At 37.8% G+C, this 25,207-nt stretch carries 16 protein-coding genes; 3 read left to right on the top strand and 13 right to left on the bottom strand.

Features of this window, described 5'->3' with window-relative positions; translation table 11 throughout:
• Positions 1–46 precede the first annotated feature (46 nt).
• Positions 47–2,263 carry a hypothetical protein gene (locus NSQ95_RS04120; RefSeq protein ID WP_340885032.1) on the bottom strand — a complete coding sequence of 739 codons (2,217 nt, stop codon included), beginning with the start codon at positions 2,261–2,263 and terminating at the stop codon, positions 47–49.
• Positions 2,264–2,414: 151 nt separating this feature from the next.
• A complete protein-coding gene (locus tag NSQ95_RS04115) occupies positions 2,415–2,867 on the bottom strand; it encodes a VCBS domain-containing protein (RefSeq protein ID WP_340885034.1) in 453 nt (150 codons plus the stop codon).
• 313 nt (positions 2,868–3,180) lie between these two features.
• On the opposite strand from NSQ95_RS04115, the gene NSQ95_RS04110 reads away from it, so the two are divergent.
• Positions 3,181–4,005 carry a DUF2599 domain-containing protein gene (locus NSQ95_RS04110; protein ID WP_340885036.1) on the top strand — a complete coding sequence of 275 codons (825 nt, stop codon included), beginning with the start codon at positions 3,181–3,183 and terminating at the stop codon, positions 4,003–4,005.
• Positions 4,006–4,473: 468 nt separating this feature from the next.
• On the opposite strand, the gene NSQ95_RS04105 is transcribed toward NSQ95_RS04110, so the two are convergent.
• The 9 genes from NSQ95_RS04105 to NSQ95_RS04065 form a co-directional block, all read right to left on the bottom strand.
• A complete protein-coding gene (locus NSQ95_RS04105) occupies positions 4,474–7,062 on the bottom strand; it encodes a bifunctional 2',3'-cyclic-nucleotide 2'-phosphodiesterase/3'-nucleotidase (protein ID WP_340885039.1) in 2,589 nt (862 codons plus the stop codon).
• Between the two features lie 397 nt (positions 7,063–7,459).
• Positions 7,460–8,860, bottom strand: a complete 1,401-nt coding sequence (locus tag NSQ95_RS04100; protein WP_340885041.1) for a sodium:solute symporter family protein — start codon at positions 8,858–8,860, stop codon at positions 7,460–7,462.
• A 21-nt stretch (positions 8,861–8,881) separates the two neighbouring features.
• Complete coding sequence (locus NSQ95_RS04095) at positions 8,882–10,015, bottom strand: Xaa-Pro peptidase family protein (protein WP_340885045.1); 1,134 nt, start codon at positions 10,013–10,015, stop codon at positions 8,882–8,884.
• 16 nt (positions 10,016–10,031) lie between these two features.
• The gene (locus NSQ95_RS04090; protein ID WP_340886079.1) at positions 10,032–11,201 is read right to left on the bottom strand and encodes an amidohydrolase family protein; all 1,170 of its coding nucleotides are present in this window, start codon (positions 11,199–11,201) and stop codon (positions 10,032–10,034) included.
• A gap of 111 nt (positions 11,202–11,312) precedes the next feature.
• Positions 11,313–12,866: a helix-turn-helix domain-containing protein gene (locus tag NSQ95_RS04085; RefSeq protein WP_340885049.1), complete on the bottom strand. Its 1,554-nt coding sequence runs from the start codon at positions 12,864–12,866 to the stop codon at positions 11,313–11,315.
• Between the two features lie 347 nt (positions 12,867–13,213).
• Positions 13,214–14,257 carry a GDSL-type esterase/lipase family protein gene (locus tag NSQ95_RS04080; protein WP_340885051.1) on the bottom strand — a complete coding sequence of 348 codons (1,044 nt, stop codon included), beginning with the start codon at positions 14,255–14,257 and terminating at the stop codon, positions 13,214–13,216.
• Positions 14,258–14,440: 183 nt separating this feature from the next.
• Positions 14,441–15,769, bottom strand: a complete 1,329-nt coding sequence (locus NSQ95_RS04075) for an ABC transporter permease (protein ID WP_340885054.1) — start codon at positions 15,767–15,769, stop codon at positions 14,441–14,443.
• Positions 15,766–16,425, bottom strand: a complete 660-nt coding sequence (locus tag NSQ95_RS04070) for an ABC transporter ATP-binding protein (RefSeq protein ID WP_340885055.1) — start codon at positions 16,423–16,425, stop codon at positions 15,766–15,768. Before NSQ95_RS04070 ends, NSQ95_RS04075 begins: the two co-directional genes overlap by 4 nt.
• A gap of 698 nt (positions 16,426–17,123) precedes the next feature.
• The gene (locus NSQ95_RS04065) at positions 17,124–18,254 is read right to left on the bottom strand and encodes a hypothetical protein (RefSeq protein WP_340885058.1); all 1,131 of its coding nucleotides are present in this window, start codon (positions 18,252–18,254) and stop codon (positions 17,124–17,126) included.
• A 317-nt stretch (positions 18,255–18,571) separates the two neighbouring features.
• Here NSQ95_RS04065 and NSQ95_RS04060 point away from each other — a divergent pair, with 317 nt between their 5' ends.
• Positions 18,572–21,094, top strand: a complete 2,523-nt coding sequence (locus tag NSQ95_RS04060; RefSeq protein ID WP_342560357.1) for a LuxR C-terminal-related transcriptional regulator — start codon at positions 18,572–18,574, stop codon at positions 21,092–21,094.
• Between the two features lie 481 nt (positions 21,095–21,575).
• On the opposite strand, the gene brnQ is transcribed toward NSQ95_RS04060, so the two are convergent.
• Both brnQ and NSQ95_RS04050 read right to left on the bottom strand, forming a co-directional pair.
• Positions 21,576–22,925 (bottom strand): branched-chain amino acid transport system II carrier protein, encoded by a 1,350-nt coding sequence (gene brnQ, locus NSQ95_RS04055; protein WP_340885063.1) that lies wholly within the window; start codon positions 22,923–22,925, stop codon positions 21,576–21,578.
• Between the two features lie 31 nt (positions 22,926–22,956).
• Positions 22,957–23,937, bottom strand: coding sequence for a proline racemase family protein (locus NSQ95_RS04050; protein WP_340885066.1), 981 nt, complete (start codon positions 23,935–23,937; stop codon positions 22,957–22,959).
• 243 nt (positions 23,938–24,180) lie between these two features.
• Between NSQ95_RS04050 and NSQ95_RS04045 the strand changes: the two genes are divergently transcribed.
• The gene (locus NSQ95_RS04045) at positions 24,181–25,152 is read left to right on the top strand and encodes a proline dehydrogenase family protein (protein ID WP_340885068.1); all 972 of its coding nucleotides are present in this window, start codon (positions 24,181–24,183) and stop codon (positions 25,150–25,152) included.
• The last annotated feature ends 55 nt before the right edge of the window (positions 25,153–25,207 follow it).

The following is a 25,207-nucleotide window of genomic DNA, read 5'->3' as shown; positions in this document are numbered from 1 at the left end:
TAAAAGCTATTCCCCGGGAAATATATCGAAGAATAGCCTTTATTGATTATTTTGAAGAATCCCGAAGAATTGTTCCGTCCAATTCCGAGGATTTCACACTGTATTCTAGCTGGTCTTGATTGACTATGCCAGAGGTCGAAGTTATAACAAAAACGGATGCATCAAAATTAAAATGGTCATCTCTTGAAACAAAATCAACGATCTTTAAAGTATCTTCATCCACATAATCTACTCGTACTTCCACTGACCTACCAAACCCATCATTTATAGTGATGGTCCCAGAAGTCTTTGGCTTAAAGCTGTGATTAAATGAAGGATTTATAAATTGGAAATCAAGCGTATCCATTATAGAAATTCCTTTAGAGCCTTCATCATGGTAAGTGATAGATGTAGAGGCAAAAGCTCCCTCCTTTATCGTAGCATTGGCCTGATCCACCGAGCCTGTGCCATCGATACCATCCTGTCCGGGACCATACTGATACGCAACAAATGCATTTTCTATGTTTTGAAGCAAACTAACGGTTCCAACTGTCCAATTTCCTTCCTTGTCCACAGTTACCATACCAACATAAGCACCATTACGATAAACCTTCACTTTATTTCCTGGTTCAGCTGTTCCACTTATCTCGTAATATGAGCCATCAAAAGTCACAGAAGATTTAACCGGATTCTTAATAGTAACAGGGGCATAACGAGTGAGATCTGAAGTAATATTCCACGTTGATATATCTTTTGGATTAAGATTATACCCAACCGTCAGCATGTCTCCCTCAGTTAAAGCTACTATAAATTCCTCTACGGAAACAATCTGACCATGAATAAAAAATAAGTCATTCGTATCCCATTTGTATTTAACCCCGTTAACTACTATGAAATTTGAATCCTTATGAATAGGTGCATTTTCTAGCTTCAAATTATATTCACCTGCATTAGTTTGCAGCTGGTAGAAATAAGTAATTGCAGCTTTTTTGCTTGTTTGATTGCCATCAAGCTTTTGAATGGTTGGTTGAACGCTGGTTGTCTCACTTGAAGAAGCCTTTACCGTAAAAACTACATGACCATTCTGGTCGGCATAATGGCTCCATTCCTGACTTCCAGTATTAACTTGTCCATTAAAGGAAGTAATAATAGCTGTAGTAGCTTCTCCATTGGTTTGAGCCAGGTTTATTTTTACTCGGCCGTTATAAGGAGAACCATCGCTATTTGTAAACTTCGCTATATACACACGAGTATCCGTCGTTTCAAGGTATTGATCTATTAGATCGGTTAATGAAATACCTGATGTGTCCTCAACTGAAGGTGTCGTAAATTGCACGGAATGCCCTTTCCATCTCAGGGTATAGTCCGTAGCTGATTCTAATTCTGAAGTTGATAATTTAATAGACTTTCGATCATCTGAAAGCTTTGCCTGCTGAATTATTTCCCCCGGAATAATAAACTGACCAGGTTCTAAATGATTAATATTGTTTTCCATTGCTTTTGACAATTTCAAGGTTACTGTATGTTGGCCTTCAGGCGTGGCAAAAAGAGGTAACATAGGAATGGCATCCTGCACAGCCTCATAATTGTTTACTAGCTTGGAGTGAAATCTGTGAGTATTCTTGAAATCCTGTAAGTATTGATGAGCCTTCATCAGCTCTAAATCAGCTTCTATGTATTTATCTTCCTTCGAAAGTTGTTCTGCCTTTTTTATATGCATATGTACGGTTACATCGTATCGAATACTTTGTATGAGATGTTCAAAAGTGGGCTTTACTGAGTTTCGAATTCCGTCTCTAGTGGACTGCCCATAGACTCTATCCAGTAGCTTGGCTTGCTTACGATATTCTTCAGAAGCCACGTGGTAGGCAGTCTCTATATCATCTAAATTTCCAGAAGATATTGCTAGTTGAACATTAGACGTTAGGGCTTTTATTTTTTCACTTGAAGTAATTGCATCTATGTATGCCTGTGCTCGCTTTACTTGGACCTTTGCGTCTACCAGTGAGGCCTGTACACTTAATCGTTTAGAGCTCGAGAGACTGGCAGCCGCTTTTTCTGCTGCTTCTATGTATTTTATCGCTGTATTATATTCTTCATATGGCTTTGTTTTGAAATCTGCGAACCCTTCTACAGAAATGGCCCACTTTAATATGGTGCTTGCGTTTTGCGCATTTATTACAAGCTGATTCACATTTGTTGCAGCGTTAGCTTGGGTTAATGGCGTAGCTGCTATAATTGCTGAGGCTGCTACGGAAATTTTGAACGTTTTAGACTTTCCCATATGGAGCTCCCTTCCTTTTATATTAATCATAACATGTAAATTACGGTAAAAATATTTCTAAATTTAGGAAATTTTTAATTATTTGTTTCAATATTTTCCAAATCTACACACATAAAATGTCCCATCAACTCAATGATGGGACAGAATTAGGCTACTCAACAGAGATTACAGTTAGATTATCTTTTTTAGGAGGCTCAACTGGAAGCGTATCTCCTGGTTTTGGATTAGCCGGCGTTTCGACTACATCTGGTTTATCACCGTTTAATAATCTTAGCTTAGCTTTAGATGGAGTTTCGTACTTAATAGATATATCCTTTTTCACAAAGTTCCCTCCTCCTACACCATAAAGACCATTATGGGAACTAATATAGCGATATACACGGTATTCCTCACCCTTTTTCAAGCTTCGTACCTTTGTTAAAGATTGATCAGCCTCTAGTTTCCAAAGAGTTGTATCGGATTGGACCGTTACTTTTCCAATTTGACCAACCTTTAGCTCTGTTTTTCCCCACATTACTTTTATCTTGGCTTCAGCATACACACTATTAACTAAAAATAACGAAACTGTTATAACAAACAAAGCCACATACCTTTTTAACTTCATTCGCACTAGCCTCCATTAACTTGATAATTATTCCTATTATTCAGAATACCACACTTAAAGAAAAATAGAAAAATACTTTCACTAGTTTCATATTTATGACGGGTGCCAGGCACTTGTCATAAATATGAAACAATAATTCTTTTTACCTAATAAAATATCTTTGTATACTTACCAAATAGAACAGACATGTCTTTATAACCATTATTCTATTTTAAATAAAAATATTTTTCTTTTTTTCAATAAATAGCTCTTTTATTATGAAATAAGTCCTGTTATAATGAACTTCATAATACAACAAGGAGTCATTTATACTATGAAATCAAACATTACTATTTTACTAATATTTATTATTTATTTAACTTTATTCGGAAGTACTGCTTCTGCTAGTGTAATAAACAACAAGGCCTTTATAACTAGCAAAAATGGAGGTGATATTAGTTTTGGACCAACAAACGTCTTGAAAAATTCACCTTATATTTATTTCTCAAAAGAGATTATAAAAGAAAAGGAAGATTCAACTTGGACACAATCTTTCACGGTCCTGCCTTCAACAACTAGCATTAGCTTAGAACTTCCCTTTAAATTCTCTAACAAAGAGTATATAACCCTTTATAAGGATCCCTCTGGAAAGAAATTTAATGCAGGACATATTTCCAATAATAAAAATGAGTCTCTCGGATTATTTTTTATCTCCACAGAAAAAATTCAAAATAAGTTACAGTTGACTACAAATGTTCGAGATAAGAATATACTAGAATTGAAAATAGAAACAAAGAAACTATTAGAACCAGTAACTATTACTATTGAAATTACTAGTCCAGATATTGACACATACTTTGATAATAATGACTGGATTAAAAGGGGCAACCTCCATTCTGTCAGCATGAAACCTAGCACCTATTTGTTAGCGTCTGCTAATTATGAAATTTCAACGTTAAAGAGGTTAGATGCATGGAATAAACTTGTTGAAATACATAAAACCAATGAGAAATGGAGTAATATCGAAGGATTACAAAATCAGTTTGATTGCCATTTTAATTTTGCAAAAACTAAAGGAGAATGGAACTTAGAGCCTGCAAGAAAAAATGTGGGATACTTTTCTACTGTTATGTCCTCCTGTAACCCAAGTACTAAATAAATTCTCTAAACTTTTTACTCACATAAAAATTCCGACGAAATATGAATAACATTTTCGCCTAAGTATACATACAAAATTATAAGGAGTTCGAATTATGCAGCATATGGAATTCATCAATTTACTTGACACTGTCATAGGACCACGCACTATTTTTCATCACATGGAGTGCGAAATATGTGGATTTGATTTAATCTACTACCAAGATCCTGAAACTAGAACGCAAAATGGAGTAGCATGTGAACATTGTAATTATGTTAAGAAGTATGAAATTATTAGATAATAACCATTTACCCCCAGATAGTAACCACTTTCAAAAGTGTACCTATTTGGGGCTTTTTATTTTACCTCTCAATAACACTTTTAATAACTCTTACATTCTAGAGTTAATTTTTATCCACATTAAAAAGATGACTACGGCTATTTGCCGAAGTCATCTTTTTCTAGCTACATACAACACTATCTTTTTATTTACTTAATAGAATACTTACCAAATCCGTCTGTGCCTTCACCCATGAATTGGATGTTGCCATCAGTTGGAATTACTTTTGCAGCATTTTTCGAAGATTCGAATACGATTTTTGCAGTTGCTGGAAGAGGTGCAAATTTCCAGTTTCCATCTGCAGAAGGGTCGATTGTTTTCTTTTCTAAGATGTAGTCAATGATTGCTTGACGGTTTTCATCAGGATATACTTCTGTTTCGGTTGCATTACGCACACCTGGGAATGTTCCGTTTGCACGGTAATTATTTGTTGCTACAATGAATTGTTGCTTTAAATCGATAGGCTTGCCATCAAATTGTAGGTTAACAATACGTGAAGCATCTTTATTCACTAGATTACCATCTGGATCATATTTCGCTGGTTTTGTTACATCAATTTCATATGTTACTCCATCGATTACATCATAGTTATATGAACGGAAATCTGTATTGATTAACTGTTGTTCACCTGTTTTGTTTGCATCAATTTGATTGAATTGCCCTGCAGACATCTCTAACCAGTCTTTGACGTCTGCCCCAGTTACTTTCACATAAGAAAGTGTGTTGTCGTACAAGTATAGATCCGCAACGTTTTTAATCGCTAACTGACCTGTAGGGATATATGTGTAATATTCTGAGTCACTTCTTGTTCCTGCTTTAAATGGAGCACCTGCAGATAGGACTGGAATGTTCTCATTTGCAGTTCCTTTTAGCTTAGATTTTACATATTCTGTTTGTGCATCTGTAACGATTTGGATTGATGGATCATCTTGCACTTGAGAGAAGTAGCTATGAATATCCGCTGTAGTTGTACCTACTGCTTGGCGAACATAGCTAATAGTTCCTTCATGCGCTTCTTTAACTGCATTTACAATTGTTTGGTCTACATCAGATGCATCCTTAGCAATTGTACGAACTTCTGCTTTAGAAGAAGCAACTTTCCAGCCTTTACCGTCTTTTTCAAGCGTTAAATCAATTACACCTAAATGACTACCAAACTTACCAGGCATTACAACTGGCACGCCATTCATAGTTCCCTTGTCGATATCAACATTTGTTAGGGAAGCATCCACTTTACCTGGGAACACTTGGTGCGCGTGACCTGTGATAATTGCATTTACATCCTTAACTTTAGTTAATAAATAAGTTACATCCTCTTCGCCAACCTCATGTGTTGCATCACCCATACCTGAGTGAGAAAGAACGACTACTACATCTGCTCCTGCTTTTTTCATTTCAGGAACAACTTTTTCGATAGCTTGAACTGAATCATCCACTGTCACTTTTCCTGTTAAATGAGATTTATCCCATTTTAGGATTTGTGGAGGTACAATACCTGTTACCCCTACTTTTACAGTTGTTTTATTTCCAGCTGCATCAACCACTTCTTTGTCGATTAATACGTATGGTGTATAAGCTAACTTACCAGTAGCTGCATCACGAACGTTTGCATTTACATAAGGGAAGTCTGCATCATCCATTACCTCATCTAAGAAATCAAGGCCATAGTTAAACTCGTGATTACCGAATGTTGCACCATCATAGTCTAAAAGCTCCATTGCTGTAATAGAAGGATGTTCTTCTCCATCCACTAGCTTGTCCACTGACGATTTATAAGAGCCTAGCGGAGTCCCTTGAATAGAATCTCCGTTATCGAATAACAATGAGTTACTATTTTCCGTACGTGCATTTTTAATTAATGTAGCTGTTTTAGCAAGACCTAAGCTATTAGAAGCTGTGTCTTTATAATAATCATAGTTTACGATATTAGTGTGAATATCAGAAGTTCCTAAGATACGTAAAGAAACAGTATCCTTCCCAACTACTTCTTCACCTATTTTCTGATTATATAAGTCTCTTAGGAATTGTTTAAATCCTGGGAATGCATTAGAATCAGGAACCTTATCTATCAATGGGTAAACTTTAAGTAGGGCTGCAGTGGCTTCTTCTTTTTTACCTTCTTGTACTAATTTATCCGCTTCTACTATTCCCATGAAAATAGTTACGGGAATCTGTAACTCGTCACGTTTCGCATTAGCAGGATCCTTATATTCTTTTAACAATAAATCACGTGCAGCTTTACCAGAAAAACGATACATGATAGCTGTTCTAGATTTTAACTGTGCAGATAACGCATGATAAGACTTTTCAATTTGGATAACGTTACGGGCAGCTTCCGCCTCTTCAATATCCTCCATAATCGGGTTCAAATATTTATCCGCATAATTATAAGCATCGATATAAGGAATAATTCCTTTTGTTACTTTCTCATAATACAAAGTATCCAAATCTTTTAGCATAGAAGCTTTGTTTTTAGCGTTCGATTTAGTAATAACAGTTCTGGCTTTTGCATAACTTGCTTTAGCCTTGTTTAAAGCGGGATATAATTCTTTAGAAGTAGCAATTTTACCTTTTTGAGCTGGCACAACGTAAGCATACGCTGCATTTTTCATGTCCATACGAGCTTGGTCTACAATTTGTTGTGTCGAACTACTCGCAAAAGTTACATTTGCTGAGGCAAACAATGAAGTCGCTAGTGCAGCAGCGACTACCGATTTTTTTATAGAATCCTTTTTCACAATCCCACTCCTGTTTCTAATTTCTTTTATTATCTAACTAGTATATCTATTTTTTAAAAATAGAATAATTAATTACTCTTTAAAGATAATCAATTATTATCACTAAAACAATACGCACTCTGCGAAGACTATACAAAATAAAACTAAATACATAAATGAAAACCAAATTACTTGTAAATAAACATATACTTTTACTGTCTATTATATTATAGAGGTAGTATATTACAGGTGCCTGGCACCTGTAATAATACTTCTATAACATTTCACACTAAAACCATAGAAAAACCCCTCGCTCCACTAAGATCCGAGCAAGGGGTTTCCATTCATAATTTTTATCATAGTATTACGGGTGCCAGGCACTTGTAACATAACTCATCGCATTCAACATTTCACACCTCTAGTTTTTCGCCAAGCTTCCCGTTACGCTTACTCTTGGCTGGGTGAGTAGGCTGACAATTATTAAAGTGAGGACGGCCATTGGCAATGCGAATAATACGCTATTTAGCTCAAATGGTTTACTCAGCACTACTTCCCATAAAATTGTGCTCAATCCACCAACTACCATGGAGCTTAATATCCCGGGCTTAGTGGCGCGCTTCCACAAAATCGTCGCAAGCAGTGCAGGGGTAACTGCTGCTCCGTACATCGTATACGAGTACATTTGAATAGCTAGAACTGATGGGAAGTACATTGCTAGCACATATGCTAGTAAACCTAACCCTATTACAACATAGCGGTTCATCTTTAATAATTTTTTATCGGGAATATCTTTTTTGCTATACCTTTTGTACATATCATACACAATGTTTCCTGAAGCCGAGAGTAAATACGACGTTCCCGTGGTGATGATGAAGGCAACGCACGCACAGAGAACGACCAACCCGATTCCTAAGGGCAATCCATTGATCGCCATATTCAATACTGCAGTATCAGGAGTAATATTAGGGAACATCACAATTGCCGCAGTTGCAAAAGTTATCGTTAATCCAATTACCAGAACGCTTCCTACAAAAAAACCTATTGTAGAATTTCTTGCAGTTTTTTCATCCTTTGCTGCAGCAAATCGCTGATACATGTTTTGATCACCAAGTATCAATAAAAACAAAGGTAAGAAATATCCTAATAATTGCAAGTTACTAAGCCCGCCATTCCATTGCTTTGTCTGCTCTGGAAGATTTAGAGACAATCCCTCCAAGCCTCCAACTCCATTTAACACGAAAGGCAACCCTATTAAAAACCCAAAAACAATTAAAAGTGCACTTAACGCGTCAGTGTATGCAACCGAGAATAACCCACCGCTCACTGTAAGGAAAATAACAAGTATGGCGATGATAATAGCGCCTGTCTGTATAGGTAAGCCCGTTGTAATTTGTAAAACATATGCTCCACCAGTAAACTGGTAAGCCGTAATTCCTACATACGCCAGAAGTATTAAAATACTGGCAACTAGTCTAGCCTGACTTCCGAAACGCTTTTCAATAATTTCTGGAACAGTAAAAGCTTCCCCTTTTCGAACCCTACCTGCGATAAAATAAAGTACGATAATACCGAAGATCCCACCCGATAGATTGAAAATGGCTGCCCATGGACCATATTGATAAATGAAGCTTGCTCCACCCACTACCGTTCCTGAACCTACAAAGGTAGCTAACAGAGTTCCTGTCATAACCCATAAGGGGAGTGTTCTGCCTGCTGCCATAAAATCTTTGCTAGTCTCAATTGATTTTCTACTAAAGTAAACCCCCATCAAGGCCATTACAGCTAAATAAATAACGACGGCTATTAAATAAATACTCATCCCTTTCCCTCCCCTAATTAGTTAAAAAATTAAATCCTCCAGCTTACTTGGATAATGAGTAATTAACTGTGTGCCCTCCCCCCTTAAAATGACTGTATCTGAATGCCTAAAGCCTCCAACACCAGGTATGTATAGCCCAGGCTCCACACAAAACACCATATTTTCCTGTAATACAAGATCATTAGAATACTTTAATGACGGCTCCTCATGAAGACCTATCCCTATACCATGACCAGTCCGATGTCTCACATATTGCTCCATATTGGCATCTCGGAAAACCTGTAAAGCAACCTCGTTTACCTCTGCTGCTGTTACGCCCACACGTATAAAGTCTAATGCAGCCTGTTGCGCTTCTTGAGCCAGCTTAAATGCTTCCTCCTGTTCTAATGAAGGATTACCAACAAAAAAAGTACGTTCACATTCTGCTCGGTATCCATTTATACCAACCTGTCTGCTGTGAATCACAAGATCATTCTTATTTAGCTGCCTTGTATTAGAGAAGACATGCGGCATATTCGTACGTTCTATTCCAGATGGTGACATAACGAAGTAATCTAACGTCGAATTAGGATGCCTCTTTGCTACCTCTAGAAATAGAGCTGTATTTCCAAATTGATCTATCTCCATTTCAGTCATTTCAGGTGTTGCATGCTCTAGCGACTCCTTTAATGCCAGGCTGACCAAATTACCTGATTCTATAATTTGTTCTATCTCTGCTTCCTCTTTAATAGCTCTCATATGGATAATCTCATCATCTATGCTAACTAAATCAAATCCCTTATCTCTCAACCTCTTTCCTAATTCAACTGGGAGAGATGCAAACTCGACTCCAATCTTAGAATTTTTCGGATAAGAAGCAATCACTTCTTCAAATAGTTCTATATAAGAATTAGCCTGTGTTTGATGTAAAGGAGTTTCATAATAAACAAGTAGCTGGTCTGCTATAGACTTTTCCTTAGCATGATTTTCTTCTAAAGATGGCACTACAAGCTTTGTATGTTGTTGATCTACAAACAAAACGATCGGCCTAGAATATGTGATTGCCTTTAATCCACTAAAATAATATTGGTTTTCAAAGTTTAAAATAACTGAACATGTCAGCTCCTTGTCATCCATTACCTGGCGTAGCTGATGAACCCTCTTTTCCAAATTCATATGCTTATCCCCTTTCTTAATTAATAAAGTGTCCATCCTTCATAATCCTTTTGTTACCTTTCAAAATAGACAAATCGTCTAATGGGTTATCCTCCAAAATTAATAGGTCTGCGTACATTCCTTCCTTTAATAAACCTCTATCATTAAGCCCTAAACATTCTGCAGCTACTCGAGTAGATGCTTGAAGAACTTCCAACCTAGACATTCCCGCATCTTCCATTATTAATAATTCATCGAAATAGTAGCTTGGTGGAGTCACCGGTGAACCACAATCTGTCCCAGTTGCTATCTTTACTCCAAGCTGTACAGCCTGCTTTAGCATATTTTCATGTGGTTCCACTACATGCTTTGCCTTTTCTAATGCCCACGCTGGTATATGCTCATCCGTAGCCAATCTTTTCATTACAATCATCGTGGGCACTAAATAAGTGTCATTCACCTTCATTTTTTTGAGTGCACTTTCATCTGCATAAATGGCATGCTCAATTGTGTCCACTCCTGCCTCTATACAATTGTGAATTCCTATCAAGCCTTCAGCATGTGCTGCTACTTTCTTATTCTTCTTATGTGCCTCCTCGACAGCTGCCTTCATTTCCTCCACATTTAACTGCGGAGAACCTGGCTCCTCTCCAAATGTATAAATACCTCCAGTTGCCATAAGCTTGATCAGATCTGCGCCTTCCTTCATTACCTCACGGGTAGCTCGACGTACGGCATCGGGACCATCCGCTTCTTTACCTAAGTAATGGACATGTCCCCCTGTCATACAAACGGCTGGACCAGACGCAACAATTGTCGGGCCAATTAGACCTCCGTTGTTTATCACATCTCGTAAATTTAAAACACTTTTCCCTGGAGAGGCAACGTCTCGAACTGTGGTGATCCCCTCCTTTATCGTTAGTAGTGCATGCGAGTAAGCCTGCAGGGCAACCTTCGATTCGTCTAGATGCTCTATCTTCTTTTGCGGATCTTCCGTTCCATCCCACACTAAATGCACATGACAATCAATTAACCCTGGCATTACAATTTTTCCTTTTACGTCCACTAAATTTGCAGATTCTGTCTGTTCCACTTTTCCAGTGCCAACCTCTACTATTTTTTTATCCTCTATTATCAGATACGAGTTTTCCTTTATATCTTTATTTAGTCCGTCAATTAACGAACAGTTATACAAAATAGTCTGCATCAATATCCCCGTCCTCTCTTTAGTTAATAGAAATTTTAGATTTTTCCAATAAATTTTTCATTAGTTAAGGAGCACAAAAAAAAGAGACTATTTTATAGCCTCTAAACAAAATTAGTTGATTAACTTTAAAGCAATCGTAAATAGTAAGTAATGATTTTGGTTTTCAAAGCTGATACCCGGGTAAAGATCTTGAATTTTTTCTAGTCGATAGCTCACAGTATTACGGTGGACAAATAATTCCTCTGCACTTTTTTTCAGACTAAAAAAATTCTTCAAATAGACATCCAATGTTTTTGTTAATTCTGCATGGTTACATTCATCGAATTCTAATAAAGGCTTAAGCAATCCCCTTGCTGCCTCCTGCATAGAGCTCTCCTCTTTAATTAAAAATAAAAATCTTTCCACACCTATGTTCTGAAATAAAATTAGATTGCTATTCCATTGATCTGTAAGCTCTAGACAACGCTTCGCTTGTTTATACTTAAGCGAAAGATCTGCCTCAACCCTGATAGGTCTACCATCACTGCCCCCACAATGAACTCCTTGCAAAGCTGATAATAGCTCCTTCAAATGTTGTGTTTCATACGGAATGGAAGTGAGGCAGATAACCTCCTGTTCATATATCCAAATAATATTATCCGAACTTATTCCACCCAGCTTATCGTAAATGACGGTAAATCCATAGTTGATTAAATCTTCATTATCAAAACGAAATACATACAGGTAAGGCATTTTTTTTAAAGAAGAAGAAAGGCTAGAAGAGCGACTAGATTCTCGGCGTTTATTTTCAATAATCGTTTCCAATGTTCGTATCTCTTGGTTTTTCAAGAAACGCTCTAACGATTTTCTTTTTACGGCATCCAGGAGTAATGCCGTCCTCCCATACTGAATGGCAGAGTTAACCATCAAATCCTCTACCCCGTTATTGCATATGATTAAGAATCCGTGATTTTCTGTATGCTCCATAATAGGGAGAACAGAAAATGTCAAATCATGCTGTGTAGAAAACGACTCGGTCAATACCTTTTCTACCTCCATGTATTTTCCCTTGTATAACCAATCCTTTTCTTGCTCTAAAACCGCTTTAACTGTAAGGCTATATTCCTCTCGATTGTATGTATTGTTAGTCCAAATAGAAACAATGTTTAAGCTTTGATCCAGAAAAACAATTGGCGAAGCAAGATACTTCCCTAACGTTGCAACGATATAACTAACTCCCTTATCTTGGGCAACTGCCTCTAACAATTGAAGATTCATCTCCTCAATTCGAACACGAAGAGCATCATTCTCACCTAAAAGCAGCTCATTAAACTCTTTAAAAATCTCCTTATAAGACAAATCAATTGGTATTGTAAAAATAGGCAGCGAATGCGTATTAGCTAGCTCCAACAAGCTTTCTGGAACCACCGCACAACCAGCAGCATGAATACCTAGTGCTGATATCTTTCGTGAAATCAGCCAATCCACATGCGAAACGATTCCCTGCTCACCCTCAAAAGCCGCAAAAGTAGTCAAAATAAACCCAAAAGGATGAACACGCTCACTCCTTAACGGAAGCTCCTGAATATTAATATAATCTATCCCTCTTCCCTGCCCTTTCTCCCCACCAACCAAAAGAATCCCATACTTCTCTAGCCTACAAGCCAACTGCTCAACTGAAACCAAACCAATCACCACCCACATCATTAATATATTTAAATAACATACTAACAGAAAATTTAGTCACTTTTCTAACTATTTACCCAAGCAGCCATTATACCCTACATATCCCACCATATTCGCCCCATATTACCCCCATTATTATTTGGATATTATTACAGGTGCCAGGCACCTGTAATAATATCCAGATAATAAAACTCAACCATTTTTCTTACGTAACCGTCTTCAAATAACATAGAAAAAGCCTATTTCATCTCTTAAAGATGAAATAGGCTTTTTCTTCTTTCCCAACTACCAACTACTTTGGGAAACTCAGATCAACTAAAAACCATTAGTTTCCCAAAAGCTAACTTCTACTTCACTACAAATTTCACTAACACACTTTCCGTTAAGGGTTTTCCATCTGTCCCCTTCAGCTCATTGGTGATCATTAGCTCGTAGGAACCTGGTTTATATCCACCTTTTGGAGCGAAAACTTCTACTTGCTTTCCGTTTGCCTTAGACACAGCTTTATCAACTGGTATTGCCATTGAACCATCCTTCATGACAAAAATGGATTGATTCAAACTTGCAATGTCTACATCCTTGCTTAACGTAATTGTCCATTTTTTATCAGAGGCCACGGGTATATTTTTCTCCATCACTCTGCCCCATCCAAGTGGTAGCTCAGGCAGTGTTTTTAAGAAAAATTGGTCAGCTATTACTTGGTAGCCAGCTTCGTTTGGGTGAATATCCTTTGGATTTTCCAAATAGACCGTTCCCTTTGCATCAAACGCTGGCGCTACATTAACAAAATGTACCCCTTCACTTTCTGCAATAGCCGCTATTCGATTATTAACAATATTGAATGCCATTTGTAGCTGCTGTCTCGTAGCAATATCCGTCATATGTGGAAACGGAAAAAAGTAGCCGAACAAATAGATTTCAGCATCTGGATTAATAGCCTTCACTTGTTTAACCGCAGTCGTTAGATTCTCCGACACCTTACTCAATATTAAAGTTGCAGCTGTAAGGTCGACATTCACACTTTCATCCTTAGGGTCATAAAAGGCCTGGATAAAATCATTAGCACCACTGACGATTGTTACTAATTCAGCTTCCTTCAACGCCTTTTGAACATCTTCTCGCTTCAGCTTCTCTAAAAGTCCATCCGTCGTTTCTCCGGATTTAGCAAATTCCTTCGTAAAGGAGCCTAAACGTCCTTCCTTCTCAAGCTTCTCGCTAATGATGTCTGTAAATCCACGTCCAACTCTTTCTCCATATGGCGTTTGACCACTAGCGATGGAATCTCCCAACGCCACGTAATCTATTTTTTCATTCGCCGCAAAAGCTGCTGGCATATTTACACTAAAGACAAACAAACATAAAGCTAATAATATTTGTACCTTTTGTTTCACTATTTTTCCCCCTTCTACGAAACTCTATATCTTATCTTATTCCCTAAATCACAACAAAAAACCTTTAGGTAAATAAAAAAAGTACAAGCTTCCCAAAAATCAAATAGCAAAACAATTATTACAGGTGCCAGGCACCTGTAATAATATTCCTATAATAATCCTATTTGCTTCTGCTAATCAAAATTATTCAAATCGCAAAGCCTCACTTGGATTCATCCGAGCAGCCTTCCATGCCGGATAAATACCGAACAGGCTACCAATCCCAAAGGACGTATAAAGCGCAAGCTTCACTGCCCATAATGGCAACACCAAGGAGAATATATCCACATTATTGTTCCAAAACTCTATAAACAAATATCCAAAACCAATCCCGGCAGCTCCACCAATCATACATAGCAGCAACGTTTCGAAGAAGAACTGCATTAAAATTTCGAAGGTTGTTGCACCAAGTGCCTTTCTTATACCTATTTCCTTCGTTCTTTCTCTAACTGACATCACCATGACATTCATAATTCCCATACCACTAATGACTAGGGCCGTAGCTGTAATCCCAAATAACATCACCTGCAATATAGAAGTAACCTTGCCTAAAGCTCCAAGCATTTGCTCCTGCTTCACCACACTAAAATCTATTTCAGAGTGATTAGTCTTAATTGCTCCAAACACAGCTCCATCAACTTGATCGACAGCTTCTATACTATTAGCTTCTACAATCATTTTTGTAAGGTTTTTCATATCTGTTGTTTCTAGAGCCGTCTTAATTGGAATGATGACATTATTGTCTGTACTAGATCCCAGGGTAGCATTTGGTGCGAGTACTCCAATGACCTCATACGTTTCTTCATTAATCGTTACAGTTTGACCAACTAATGTAGAAAGACCAGCAGCTGAAGCACTTTCTCCAAGAAGTTTGTTCATAATCCGCTTCCACCAAGGTTCCGGCTCCACTGTGGGTCTTTCAGAACTCTTTCCCTCATCATCGGCTATTTCCTTACTTCCAAGAAGAGTTTCATGTATGTTATTTCCTAACACGATTACCCTTGCCTTGGCATCCTGTTCCGCTTGTGTAAAAAAACGACCTTCCGAAAGCTCCGCGTGCTGAACTCGCAAGAATTGATCCGTGGTACCGACCATGGAAGACTGAGCACTTTTTCCTTCATGTTTCACTACATTAATAGTTTCGAGTATAGGAGTAACTGTTTTCACTTCTTCTAATTCTTCTACCACTTCAGCATCATCATATGTAAGTGTACTAGGTACGCTAGTCAATCCACTAAGCAAATCCTTTTCTCCAGTTGTCGTATCTAATAGCCTCCCTGGCATTACGAGAATTTGCTCTGCTCCGAGGCTCCCCATCTGCTTCATCAGTGTATCTTTTACCCCTATGGCAATCGAAGATAACACAATGACCGCAAACATGCCAATTATCACACCGGTCATCGCCGATAATACGCGAAGGCGATTCGACCATAAGCCAAAGCAAGCCAATTTAAATGATGTAAATAGCTTCATATAAGCACCCCGTTCTGTAACGTTAAAATACGCTGAGCACGAGAAGCTACTTCCATATCATGTGTGATCACAATAAGAGTAGCACCCTTTGCATGTACACGGTCAAATAGCTTTAAAATACTTTCCGTCGTTTCTTCATCTAAACTCCCGGTAGGCTCATCAGCTAGTATAAGAGATGGTTCATTGACCAAGGCTCTTGCAATTGCAACGCGTTGCTTTTCTCCACCAGATAATTGATCTGGCTTTTGTTTTTTCTTGTCTAAGATTCCCATCTCATCTAGCATGGCAAGCACTCGAGATTTCTTTCTTTTAAACCTTTTTTTCCCATAGGTTAATGGGAGCAGTACATTTTGATAAACCGATAAATTAGGAATAAGTTGAAAATGCTGGAACACAAAACCAATCTCTTCGTTACGGAGTCTTGCTCGACTGGCCTTCCCCATTTTATGTACGGATTTTCCAGCTAGCTCGTAACTCCCTTTATCTAACAAATCCAGGGTTCCTAACAAATTGAGCATCGTGCTCTTACCTGAACCCGACTTCCCCATGATTGCCACGTACTCTCCCTGTTCCACACGAAGATTCATTCCGCGCAATATCTCCATGTGCTTTGTCCCTGAACGATATTTTTTTCGTACATCCCGGAGTTCTATCATTTTACATTCCTCATTTCTTACAACCTCAAGTGTCTTCTTTCCCCTCCATAATACGACAAATCAGATTAAATGCCTCCAAAAAGTGGGTAAAATGCCTCTATTCTACCACAACGTAAAAAGAGGTACATGAGATTCTGACTGTCTCCCACAGAGCATGAATCTATCTTTCTAACCGTTTTCCCTCATTTCCCTTTCTTTCCGACAAACAATCCACCGTCGAATAAAAATCGTACTTTTTAATTGAAAATAGAGTTCAATTACTATGAATAAAAGATTACAAATAGACCTAACCTTTAGTATGTTCCTCCTAAAAAAATGTTCATAATAGAACACGCTCCCTCCATATAATCTATTAACAGAAAATAGTCGAAATCAATTCCAAATTTCTGCCGGCTTTCGACGAATAATATGGTTTTAACTTGCTATATTGATACAAAAGCAGAGGGAGATGTAGAATATGCAGTCCGATTTTAATCAGCTGTTAGACAACGTCATTGGTCCTCGTCTCATTTTTCATGTCATGGAGTGTTACATTTGTGGGTACGATGAAATTTACTATCAGCACCCCGATACCCAAGAACAGATAGGCCTCGCTTGTGAAGGGTGCAATTATGTAAAAACCTTCAGTTTTCAAAATGAACATTCATGAACAAAAAAAGACCACGTAAAAGTTAAACTTTTACATGGTCTTTTTTTGTTTAGTTAAAAACTAGTGTAAATACGACATCCAAGGTACCATTATTAACTGTTACTGGAAGATTAAATGACTTGCCTTTTAAATCCGATAGCACTTTTGCATCTGTAGGAAACAAAGCCTTTAATTCATTCATAGCAGCCTCTGACAATGGGTCGTTTCCATTCACCTTAGATACACCTAAGCTACTAATGAGGGTCGGATAAAATCCTTTACTCAAAAAGTCTAACATACTGATATCTTCCTGAACTGTTATCGTTAAAGAATTGGACGAGCTAGACGATAAAAGAACATTTTTTTGACTAGCATTTACTGCCTTCACGAAGCCTTCCACCTTTGCATCAAGTACCTGCTGTTCTGTGGATTGGTTAGGAAGTCCTTCCACTATCGCTTTAATTTTAGCTACTTCAGCCAATAGATTAGGCGAATACTTACTTGTTTTCGGCAACCCTTCCATTAATCCATTTATTTCTGCATATACTTTTAAAGCTTCCGCTTGTTTCCCAGCCGTATATAAGCTGTTTAAATCTACTAATTTCATATAAATGGTGACTGGTAGCATTAGTTCGTCACGCTTTGCATCAGCAGGCTTTTTATACTTTTCTAGTAGTAAGTCCCGTGCAGCTTTACCAGAAAAGCGATATAAAATAGAGGATCTATCCTTTAATTGATACGATAGCTTATGATAACCAGCAGCTACCCCTGCAAAATCACTTTTTGCTTCCGCTTGGCTAATTTCCCTCATTAGAGGTTCTAAATACTTTGTTGCGTAATTATACGCATCAATATAAGAAACTAATCCCTTAGTTACTTTTTCATTGTAAATGGCATCCATTTCCTTCAACGTACCTTCTATCTCAGTTGCAGATAATTTGGATGAGGTAATTACACTTTTTGTGATCTCATAATTTTTCTTCACACTATTTAACGTTGTATAAAGCGAGTCACTTGGGATTAATTTCCCATCAAGCGCCGGAGATACGTATATTGTAGTCGCCTTGTGTAAATCACTTTTCACCGTGGCTACCGATTGCTCCACTGAAAATGATTTACCATACGCAATTGGTGAAAAGGCTAAAACCGAACTTGTTAATAAGGCTACCGCTGTTGCTGTCTTCCATCCTTTATTCCTCAAAACTATTCCTCCTAATAAATTGCTCCATTTTTTATTTCAATTCATAATGCATTATTTAAAAAATCATTAATATACTATAATTTATCAAGTATCCCCCCTACCTACTTTAAGAAACCATTTCTCATTCGCAAAAACCCTTAAAAACACATACCACTTAAGCTTATACGAAATGACTTTCAGAAAATATTGAGGAATGTTAATTATTTTAATTTTTTGAATAAAAAGTTACAGATTAATAGTATAATAGATTTACAAGGAGACTAGTTATTTATTCTTATGTCTTTTAAAGTCTAAGCAACCCATGGAGGTAAAAGAGGATGCAAATGGTCTGGTTGAGTTCCAAAACAACGGTACCTAAAGCTACAGTAGAAGCACTAGATAGAAAAAGATTATATGAATTATTTAAGAAAAACCATTCTAAGAGAATCACCATTATTCAAGCACCAGCAGGCTACGGTAAAACTACGCTATTAAGCCAATGGTTTAACCAAACGAATGACACCGTTACATGGATTTCCCTGAATACATCTGACAATGATCCAATTCGATTTTGGAAATATGTTATTCACACGACATCTAATGTCACGGAAAGTAATATGTATAACACGCTCGCCTCATTGTTCCAATCACAGGATCCTTCCACGTTGGAATTTTTGATTGATTCTTTCTTAAACGAAATGAGTTTAATAGAACGTCCTCTCAGTATTGTGTTGGAAGACTATCATCTAATTGACAATAAAGTGATTCATCAAATGCTTACCCAACTAATCGAATATCTACCTGACAACGTACACGTCTACGTAACTAGTCGTGAGAATCTACCCCTTCCAATCGCCAAGTGGCGAGTTAAATCCTGGCTCAATGAGATAAGCACGGAACAACTGTGCTTTACATTTGAGGAGATTGAACAATTTTACGAAAAGAAAAACCTCGAAGAGAAGCTACTACATCACGTATTAAACACCACAGAAGGCTGGCCAGCCGGCATCCAATTAACGAGTATTTCAATGAGGTCCAACTCCAATAATGCATTAACATTAGAAAAGATGAACCCTTTACAGCCCTTGATCACTGATTTTTTACTACAAGAGATACTAGATACACTTCCGTCATCTATTCAAGATTTTCTTCTGAAGACGTCTTTTTTACAATCTTTAGAACCAGAAATTTGTAATAGCCTAACGAACCGAAGTGATAGCTATGCAATGCTTCTAGAACTAGAAAACAAGGGAATTTTCACTGTTCGTTTAAACAATGCCCAACCGATGTTTCGTTATCATCATTTATTCGCAGAAGCTTTACAAATCGAACTTAAAAACCGTTATCCAAAGGAATTTGTTTCATCCATCATCTTGGAAACCGCGAAGCTGCTTTACTTAAAAGGTGATATCAACAGTGCGATTGACCTGGCATTACAAGAAGGCGCCTTTACACTAGCGGAGTCGTGGATAACAGAACATTTAGTAGAAATATTCAAAAATGGAGAAACCTCCACTTTTTTAGGTTGGATCCAAACTTTAAGAAGAAACGATTACCCAGTTAATTATGAAATACTAGTGATGTACACCATTACCTTAATATCTGCCCTTCAAATAGAAGAGGCTGGTCTAATCATTTATGAGTTAGAGCTAAAGCAACAATTAGAACAATGGATGGATAAAGAGGAGAACAAAGGAATAGCTGATATTTTTACAACACTGCAAGTATATGCGCTTATTAGTATGGGGACAGGGATTGAGAAAGCGATAGAAATAATTCAAAGGCAAGTAGACCAAGGATATGTTAGTTCTAGGTGGGATGGAATACCGATAAGGTTCAACTTATTTGAACATAAGATTACTCGAACTAGCATTGGATCCAAGGGTAGGTTTATGTCGTTAGAAAAAGCTATTCCGTTTGCAAAGCTATTCCGTGAAACAGAATTTAAGGAAAAAAATATGACTCTTTTTAGCTATGGTGCGTCCGCAGAAACATTGTATGAAAGAAACTATATCGATGCTGCCATTGGAGAATTAGAAATTGCTTTAAAGTATGGCCATAGTCTAAAAGATCCTGGATTATTTATTCCCATGTATGTTTTAAAGTCTCAAATTTATGCCTTAAATAAAAACTTTGTAGCAGCTCATGCATTATTAGATAACGTACTAGATTCAATAAATGATAAGCATTGGCAAAATATTTTACTCACGATGAAAGCTCGTTGCTTTTTATTAGAAGGTAATACGTTAAGAGCAGAAGCAGAGCTACGAAAAGCGGAATCGAGACAACCTTTTTGGTTACTCGTCCATGCTCGATTATTGCTAGCAACTGCAAAAGTAGAAGAAGCCTTAAAGACTGTGATTCAAGTGAAAACTAAAGCCATAGAGGAAGATCAAGTATCTACAATCGTAGAAGCTTCCTTGTTAGAAGCAATTTGTGAAATGGAAATGGACCATAAGGACAGCGCTTTGAACGCATTGCATGAAGCATTAAGCTACGGCTCTACTTATGACTACGTCCGAACCTTCCTAGATGAGGAAGGTAGTATTAAATTATTAAAAGCCTATAGCAAAGAACGACAAAAACATAAAAAGACAGGCTGGAATTCGGTGCCGTTAAGCTACGTAGAACGGCTCATAGAAAGCAGCAGCCAAGCGGAGAGCAGCATACTAGACCAACTAACACCTCGAGAGCTGGAAGTTTTCCAACTACTTGTAGATGGTGCAACCAACAAGGAAATCGCACAAAAACTATTTCTATCCGAAGGAACCATCCGCGTTTACCTGACAACGATATACAGCAAGCTAGGCGTGAAATCAAGAGCCAAAGCAATCCTGCTATACAACCAAAAATTCTTATAAACACAAGAAAAGCGGAATCGCCTGTCACTGCCCCGACAGGCAAATGGGAAAAAGTGAGGAGGCAGTTCCTCAGCCACCGGAGCTTTTATCCATTTGACCCCGAGGGGCAAGGCGATGAAGCTAGACATCAAGAAAAGCGGAATCGCCTATCACTGCCCCGACAGGCAAATGGGAAAAAGCGAGGAGGCAGTTCCTCAGCCACCGGAGCTTTTATCCATTTGACCCCGAGGGGCAAGGCGATGAAGCTAGACATCAAGAAAAGCGGAATCGCCTGTCACTGCCCCGACAGGCAAATGAGAACTTTATAATTTCCTAAACAACTAAAAAAGCTCCCTAATATGGGAGCTTTTTCATCGTTTCAAAAAGATTCTCGTAAGCCTAGGCGAATTATGTCTGACACAGGGACACACGCAACTTCCCCCGAAACCAACCTATCTCAATGTTCCGCCCAAATGAATTGTGTCTGACACAGGGACACATACTAAGCCTCCCGCAGTTCCCCGGTCTCTTCCTGCTTCTCCTTTTTAAAGAAAAAGCCGATGATCGCACCAATCAGACCAGTAACAATCCACCCTGCTCCGTTTGAGAACAACGGGATAAAGCCAAATATATTGTTAAGCGTTTCCACCGCGATGTTCGCATCTTTTAGCGCATCCATGATAGCAACTATACTTACACCGATAATAGTGCCAACATATACCGCACGTGAACCCTTGAACCAGCTATCCGTAAAAATCAAGATAATTAGTGCAATAGCAATTGGGTACAGCAGCATTAGTATTGGTGATGCCATAGTCAAGATTTTAGTTAATCCGAAGTTAGTGATAACCAAGCTTCCTAGTGAGAAGATGATTAACCATTTCTTGTAGGACACCCTTGGAATAATCCGCTCAAAGTATTCTGCTACAGCAGCTAAACAAGCTACATTCGTCGTAATACCAGTTAAGAAAATAACAATTCCAATTAAATAAATTCCAATTGGGCCAAATAACGCTTTAGAAGCAAGTGCAATCAGCTCTCCGCCGTTTGTTGTATAGCCAACAGCATCTATACTAGTTGCCCCGATCCAAGACATCGAAACCTGCAACAGAACTAGTCCAACTACTGTGATAAGACCGGCCTTGATAAACACCTTGGATACTTCCTTTTTAGAGCGAATACCTAAAGCATCAATTGATTTTATAAAGATCCCACCAAAGACAAACGCAGCTAACACGTCCATCGTAAAGTACCCTTGCGTGAACCCCTTTAAAAAAGCCTCACTGGCAGTTTCGTAACCCATTCCATCCATAGGTCCATATACAGAGCCCATCGGAGTGAAAATAGATTTAGCAACGATGATCACTAAAAGCGTTGCAAAGACAGGCGTGATTAACTTTCCTAATCGATCAACAAATTTAGTAGTCTCCCATGATAGGTAAACCGTCAAAGCGATAAAAATGATAGAAAAAACAAGTAAAAATAAACCTATCATACTATTGTCCGTAATCAGCTGTTTAATAGCAATCTCATAAACTACCGAGGTAGTCCTGGGAATAACGTAGATTGGTCCTAGCGTTAAAAACAACAAAACAGAGAAAACAACAGCAAATTTAGGGGAAACCCTACTTGCCAGCTTTTCCACAGTTCCTCCACCTTTAGTCAGTGCAATTATTGCTAGTAAAACTAAGCCTACTCCAGTTACTAAGAATCCTGCCATGGCAATCGGTGTATTGGTCCCTGCCTGCTGCCCTAAAACTGGAGCAAAAATCACATTACCAGCTCCTAAGAACATGGCAAATAACATAAACCCAATGGCTACAATTTGAAAAAACGATAATTTTTTTTCCATTTTTTTTGCCCCCTTTAAATAAAAACCTTCTTTAAATCGCGAAACCCTCCGCATAAATATCTGCTTCCTGAAGAATAAATCTGTGCTCTCCAGTAATCCAAGCAGACCCCTTGATAGCTGGGATAATAGCGTCTATTTCTGCGATTTTTGTTTTGCCTAATACCTTTCCTTCAAAAGTTGAACCAATAATACTTTCTTGAATAATGGAAGCTCCTGGTTCTAATTCGAGGGCAGCCATTTTAGCGCACGTTCCAGTTCCACAAGGTGAGCGATCAATCTGACCGTCTCCAAATACAACTACATTTTTATAATGATTGTCACTAATCTTATTAGTAATTTCGATCAAATCCACCGTTCGGATGTTCGGAATAGTCGGGTGCTCAATATTGATATGGTGATTGATATAATCCCTTGCCTCAGTAGCAAGTTCTAATATTCTTTGTTTGTCCGATAGGTCAATATTGACCCCTAAATCAGAGGAATTGATTATCCCAAAAAAACTTCCTCCAAATGCAATATCTACGGATACATCACCTATGTCATTTAACTTGATAGATAATCCTTTATGTAAGATAAACGCAGGGACATTCGTAAATTCGATACTCTCCACCTGATCTCCCTTAAAATAAGCTCTGCATTCTATAACTCCAGAAGGCGTGTCTACATAGATAAGCTCTTTTTTAGGAATAATCCCTTTAGTTAAACACATCGTAACAGTGCCAATAGTACCATGACCACACATGTTCAAATAGGAGCCACTGTCCATGAAAATTATTCCTATATCACATTTTTCATTACATGGTTCAGTTAAAATGGAGCCAAACATATCTTTATGCCCTCTTGGCTCGTTCATTAATAGCTTACGAAGGTGGTCGTAATTTTCTTTGACATACTCCTTTTTCTCCATCATCGTCTCTCCAACAATATCTGGAAAGCCGTTGATAACTATACGTGTTGCCTCTCCCATCGTATGTGTATCTATTGTTTCTAAACTTAAAATATACTGATCCATACTTGTCCTCACTTTCTATTAATTTCTTCTTTAACTTAAAACATATAATATTTAATATGTTTTGAAAAGTATATTGCATTCATATAATTTTATTTTTTTGTTATTTTCTAATAATAAACCCCGCCATACAGGGATTTGCGCAAAAATATATTTATATTAAAAAAAGATAAATTTATCACAATTTTAAAATATATGTTATAATGCTTGAGAAATTGATTGATGAACATGAGGGAGAGATATTAGATGGCATTACGTGACTTTTTTATCGCTTTATCTGAAAACCGTACACTTAACAGTGCAGCTCAAAAATATGGTTTAAAAATGGGTGCACAAAGTGTTGTTGCAGGAACTAATATTCAAGAAACGATTGAGAGCATTAAAGAACTAAACCAACAGGGAATCTCCTGTACGGTTGATAATTTAGGTGAGTTCGTGTTCGAAAAATCAGAGGCTACTGCTGCTAAGAAGCAAATCTTAGAGGTTATTACAGCAATACATGAACATGGTGTGGATGCACATATCTCTTTAAAACCTTCACAGCTAGGACTAGATATAGATCGTGATTTTTGTTATGAAAATTTAAAAGAGATTGTTGCCTTGGCGGACGAATACGATATTTTTGTTAACTTCGATATGGAAGACTACGGTCGACTGCATCCTTCCTTTGAGCTAATGGAGGAACTAAGTGAACAGCACGACAACATCGGCACAGTAATTCAAGCCTACTTCCATGAGTCTGATGAAAATATTGAGAAATATAAAAACTATCGTTTAAGAATAGTAAAAGGGGCTTATAAAGAGCCAGCTAACATCGCATATCAGGATAAAGCAGAGATTGATCGCAAGTTTATCCAATTGATTGAGTATCATTTGCTTAACGGCAAGTTCACCTCCATTGCGACACACGACCATAACGTGATTGATCATGTGAAGCAATTTGTTAAAATCAATGATATTCCTAACGATAAATTCGAATTCCAAATGCTGTACGGCTTCCGTAAGGACATGCAGCTCCAACTTGCTAAAGAAGGGTATAACTTCTGTACATACGTACCTTTTGGTAGTGACTGGTATGGATACTTCATGCGCCGTCTAGCTGAACGACCACAAAACTTAGCACTTGTTACCAAACAAGTATTCAATAAAAAAACAAATACAGTAATTGGACTAGCAGCAGCTGCATTCCTAGCTGGTCGCTTAACAAAACGTAAATAATGAAAACCTGGACCTCCTTTATAGGGGTCCAGGTTTTTTAATTGTAGGATAGGGT

Origin of the sequence: Psychrobacillus sp. FSL W7-1457 (assembly GCF_038593405.1) — a bacterium.
Lineage (GTDB): Bacteria > Bacillota > Bacilli > Bacillales_A > Planococcaceae > Psychrobacillus.
Note: the sequence above shows the minus strand (reverse complement) of the source record. Positions and strands in the feature narration are given on the sequence as shown.

Excerpts from the sequence above, each read along its gene's own strand:
- NSQ95_RS04070 (WP_340885055.1), bottom strand. The coding sequence starts at position 16,425 with ATGATAGAACTCCGGGATGTACGAAAAAAATATCGTTCAGGGACAAAG.
- NSQ95_RS04050 (WP_340885066.1), bottom strand. The coding sequence starts at position 23,937 with ATGGATCAGTATATTTTAAGTTTAGAAACAATAGATACACATACGATG.
- NSQ95_RS04100 (WP_340885041.1), bottom strand. The coding sequence starts at position 8,860 with ATGAGTATTTATTTAATAGCCGTCGTTATTTATTTAGCTGTAATGGCC.
- NSQ95_RS04060 (WP_342560357.1), top strand. The coding sequence starts at position 18,572 with ATGCAAATGGTCTGGTTGAGTTCCAAAACAACGGTACCTAAAGCTACA.
- brnQ (WP_340885063.1), bottom strand. The coding sequence starts at position 22,925 with ATGGAAAAAAAATTATCGTTTTTTCAAATTGTAGCCATTGGGTTTATG.
- NSQ95_RS04095 (WP_340885045.1), bottom strand. The coding sequence starts at position 10,015 with ATGAATTTGGAAAAGAGGGTTCATCAGCTACGCCAGGTAATGGATGAC.
- NSQ95_RS04120 (WP_340885032.1), bottom strand. The coding sequence starts at position 2,263 with ATGGGAAAGTCTAAAACGTTCAAAATTTCCGTAGCAGCCTCAGCAATT.
- NSQ95_RS04110 (WP_340885036.1), top strand. The coding sequence starts at position 3,181 with ATGAAATCAAACATTACTATTTTACTAATATTTATTATTTATTTAACT.
- NSQ95_RS04115 (WP_340885034.1), bottom strand. The coding sequence starts at position 2,867 with ATGAAGTTAAAAAGGTATGTGGCTTTGTTTGTTATAACAGTTTCGTTA.
- NSQ95_RS04090 (WP_340886079.1), bottom strand. The coding sequence starts at position 11,201 with ATGCAGACTATTTTGTATAACTGTTCGTTAATTGACGGACTAAATAAA.
- NSQ95_RS04075 (WP_340885054.1), bottom strand. The coding sequence starts at position 15,769 with ATGAAGCTATTTACATCATTTAAATTGGCTTGCTTTGGCTTATGGTCG.
- NSQ95_RS04045 (WP_340885068.1), top strand. The coding sequence starts at position 24,181 with ATGGCATTACGTGACTTTTTTATCGCTTTATCTGAAAACCGTACACTT.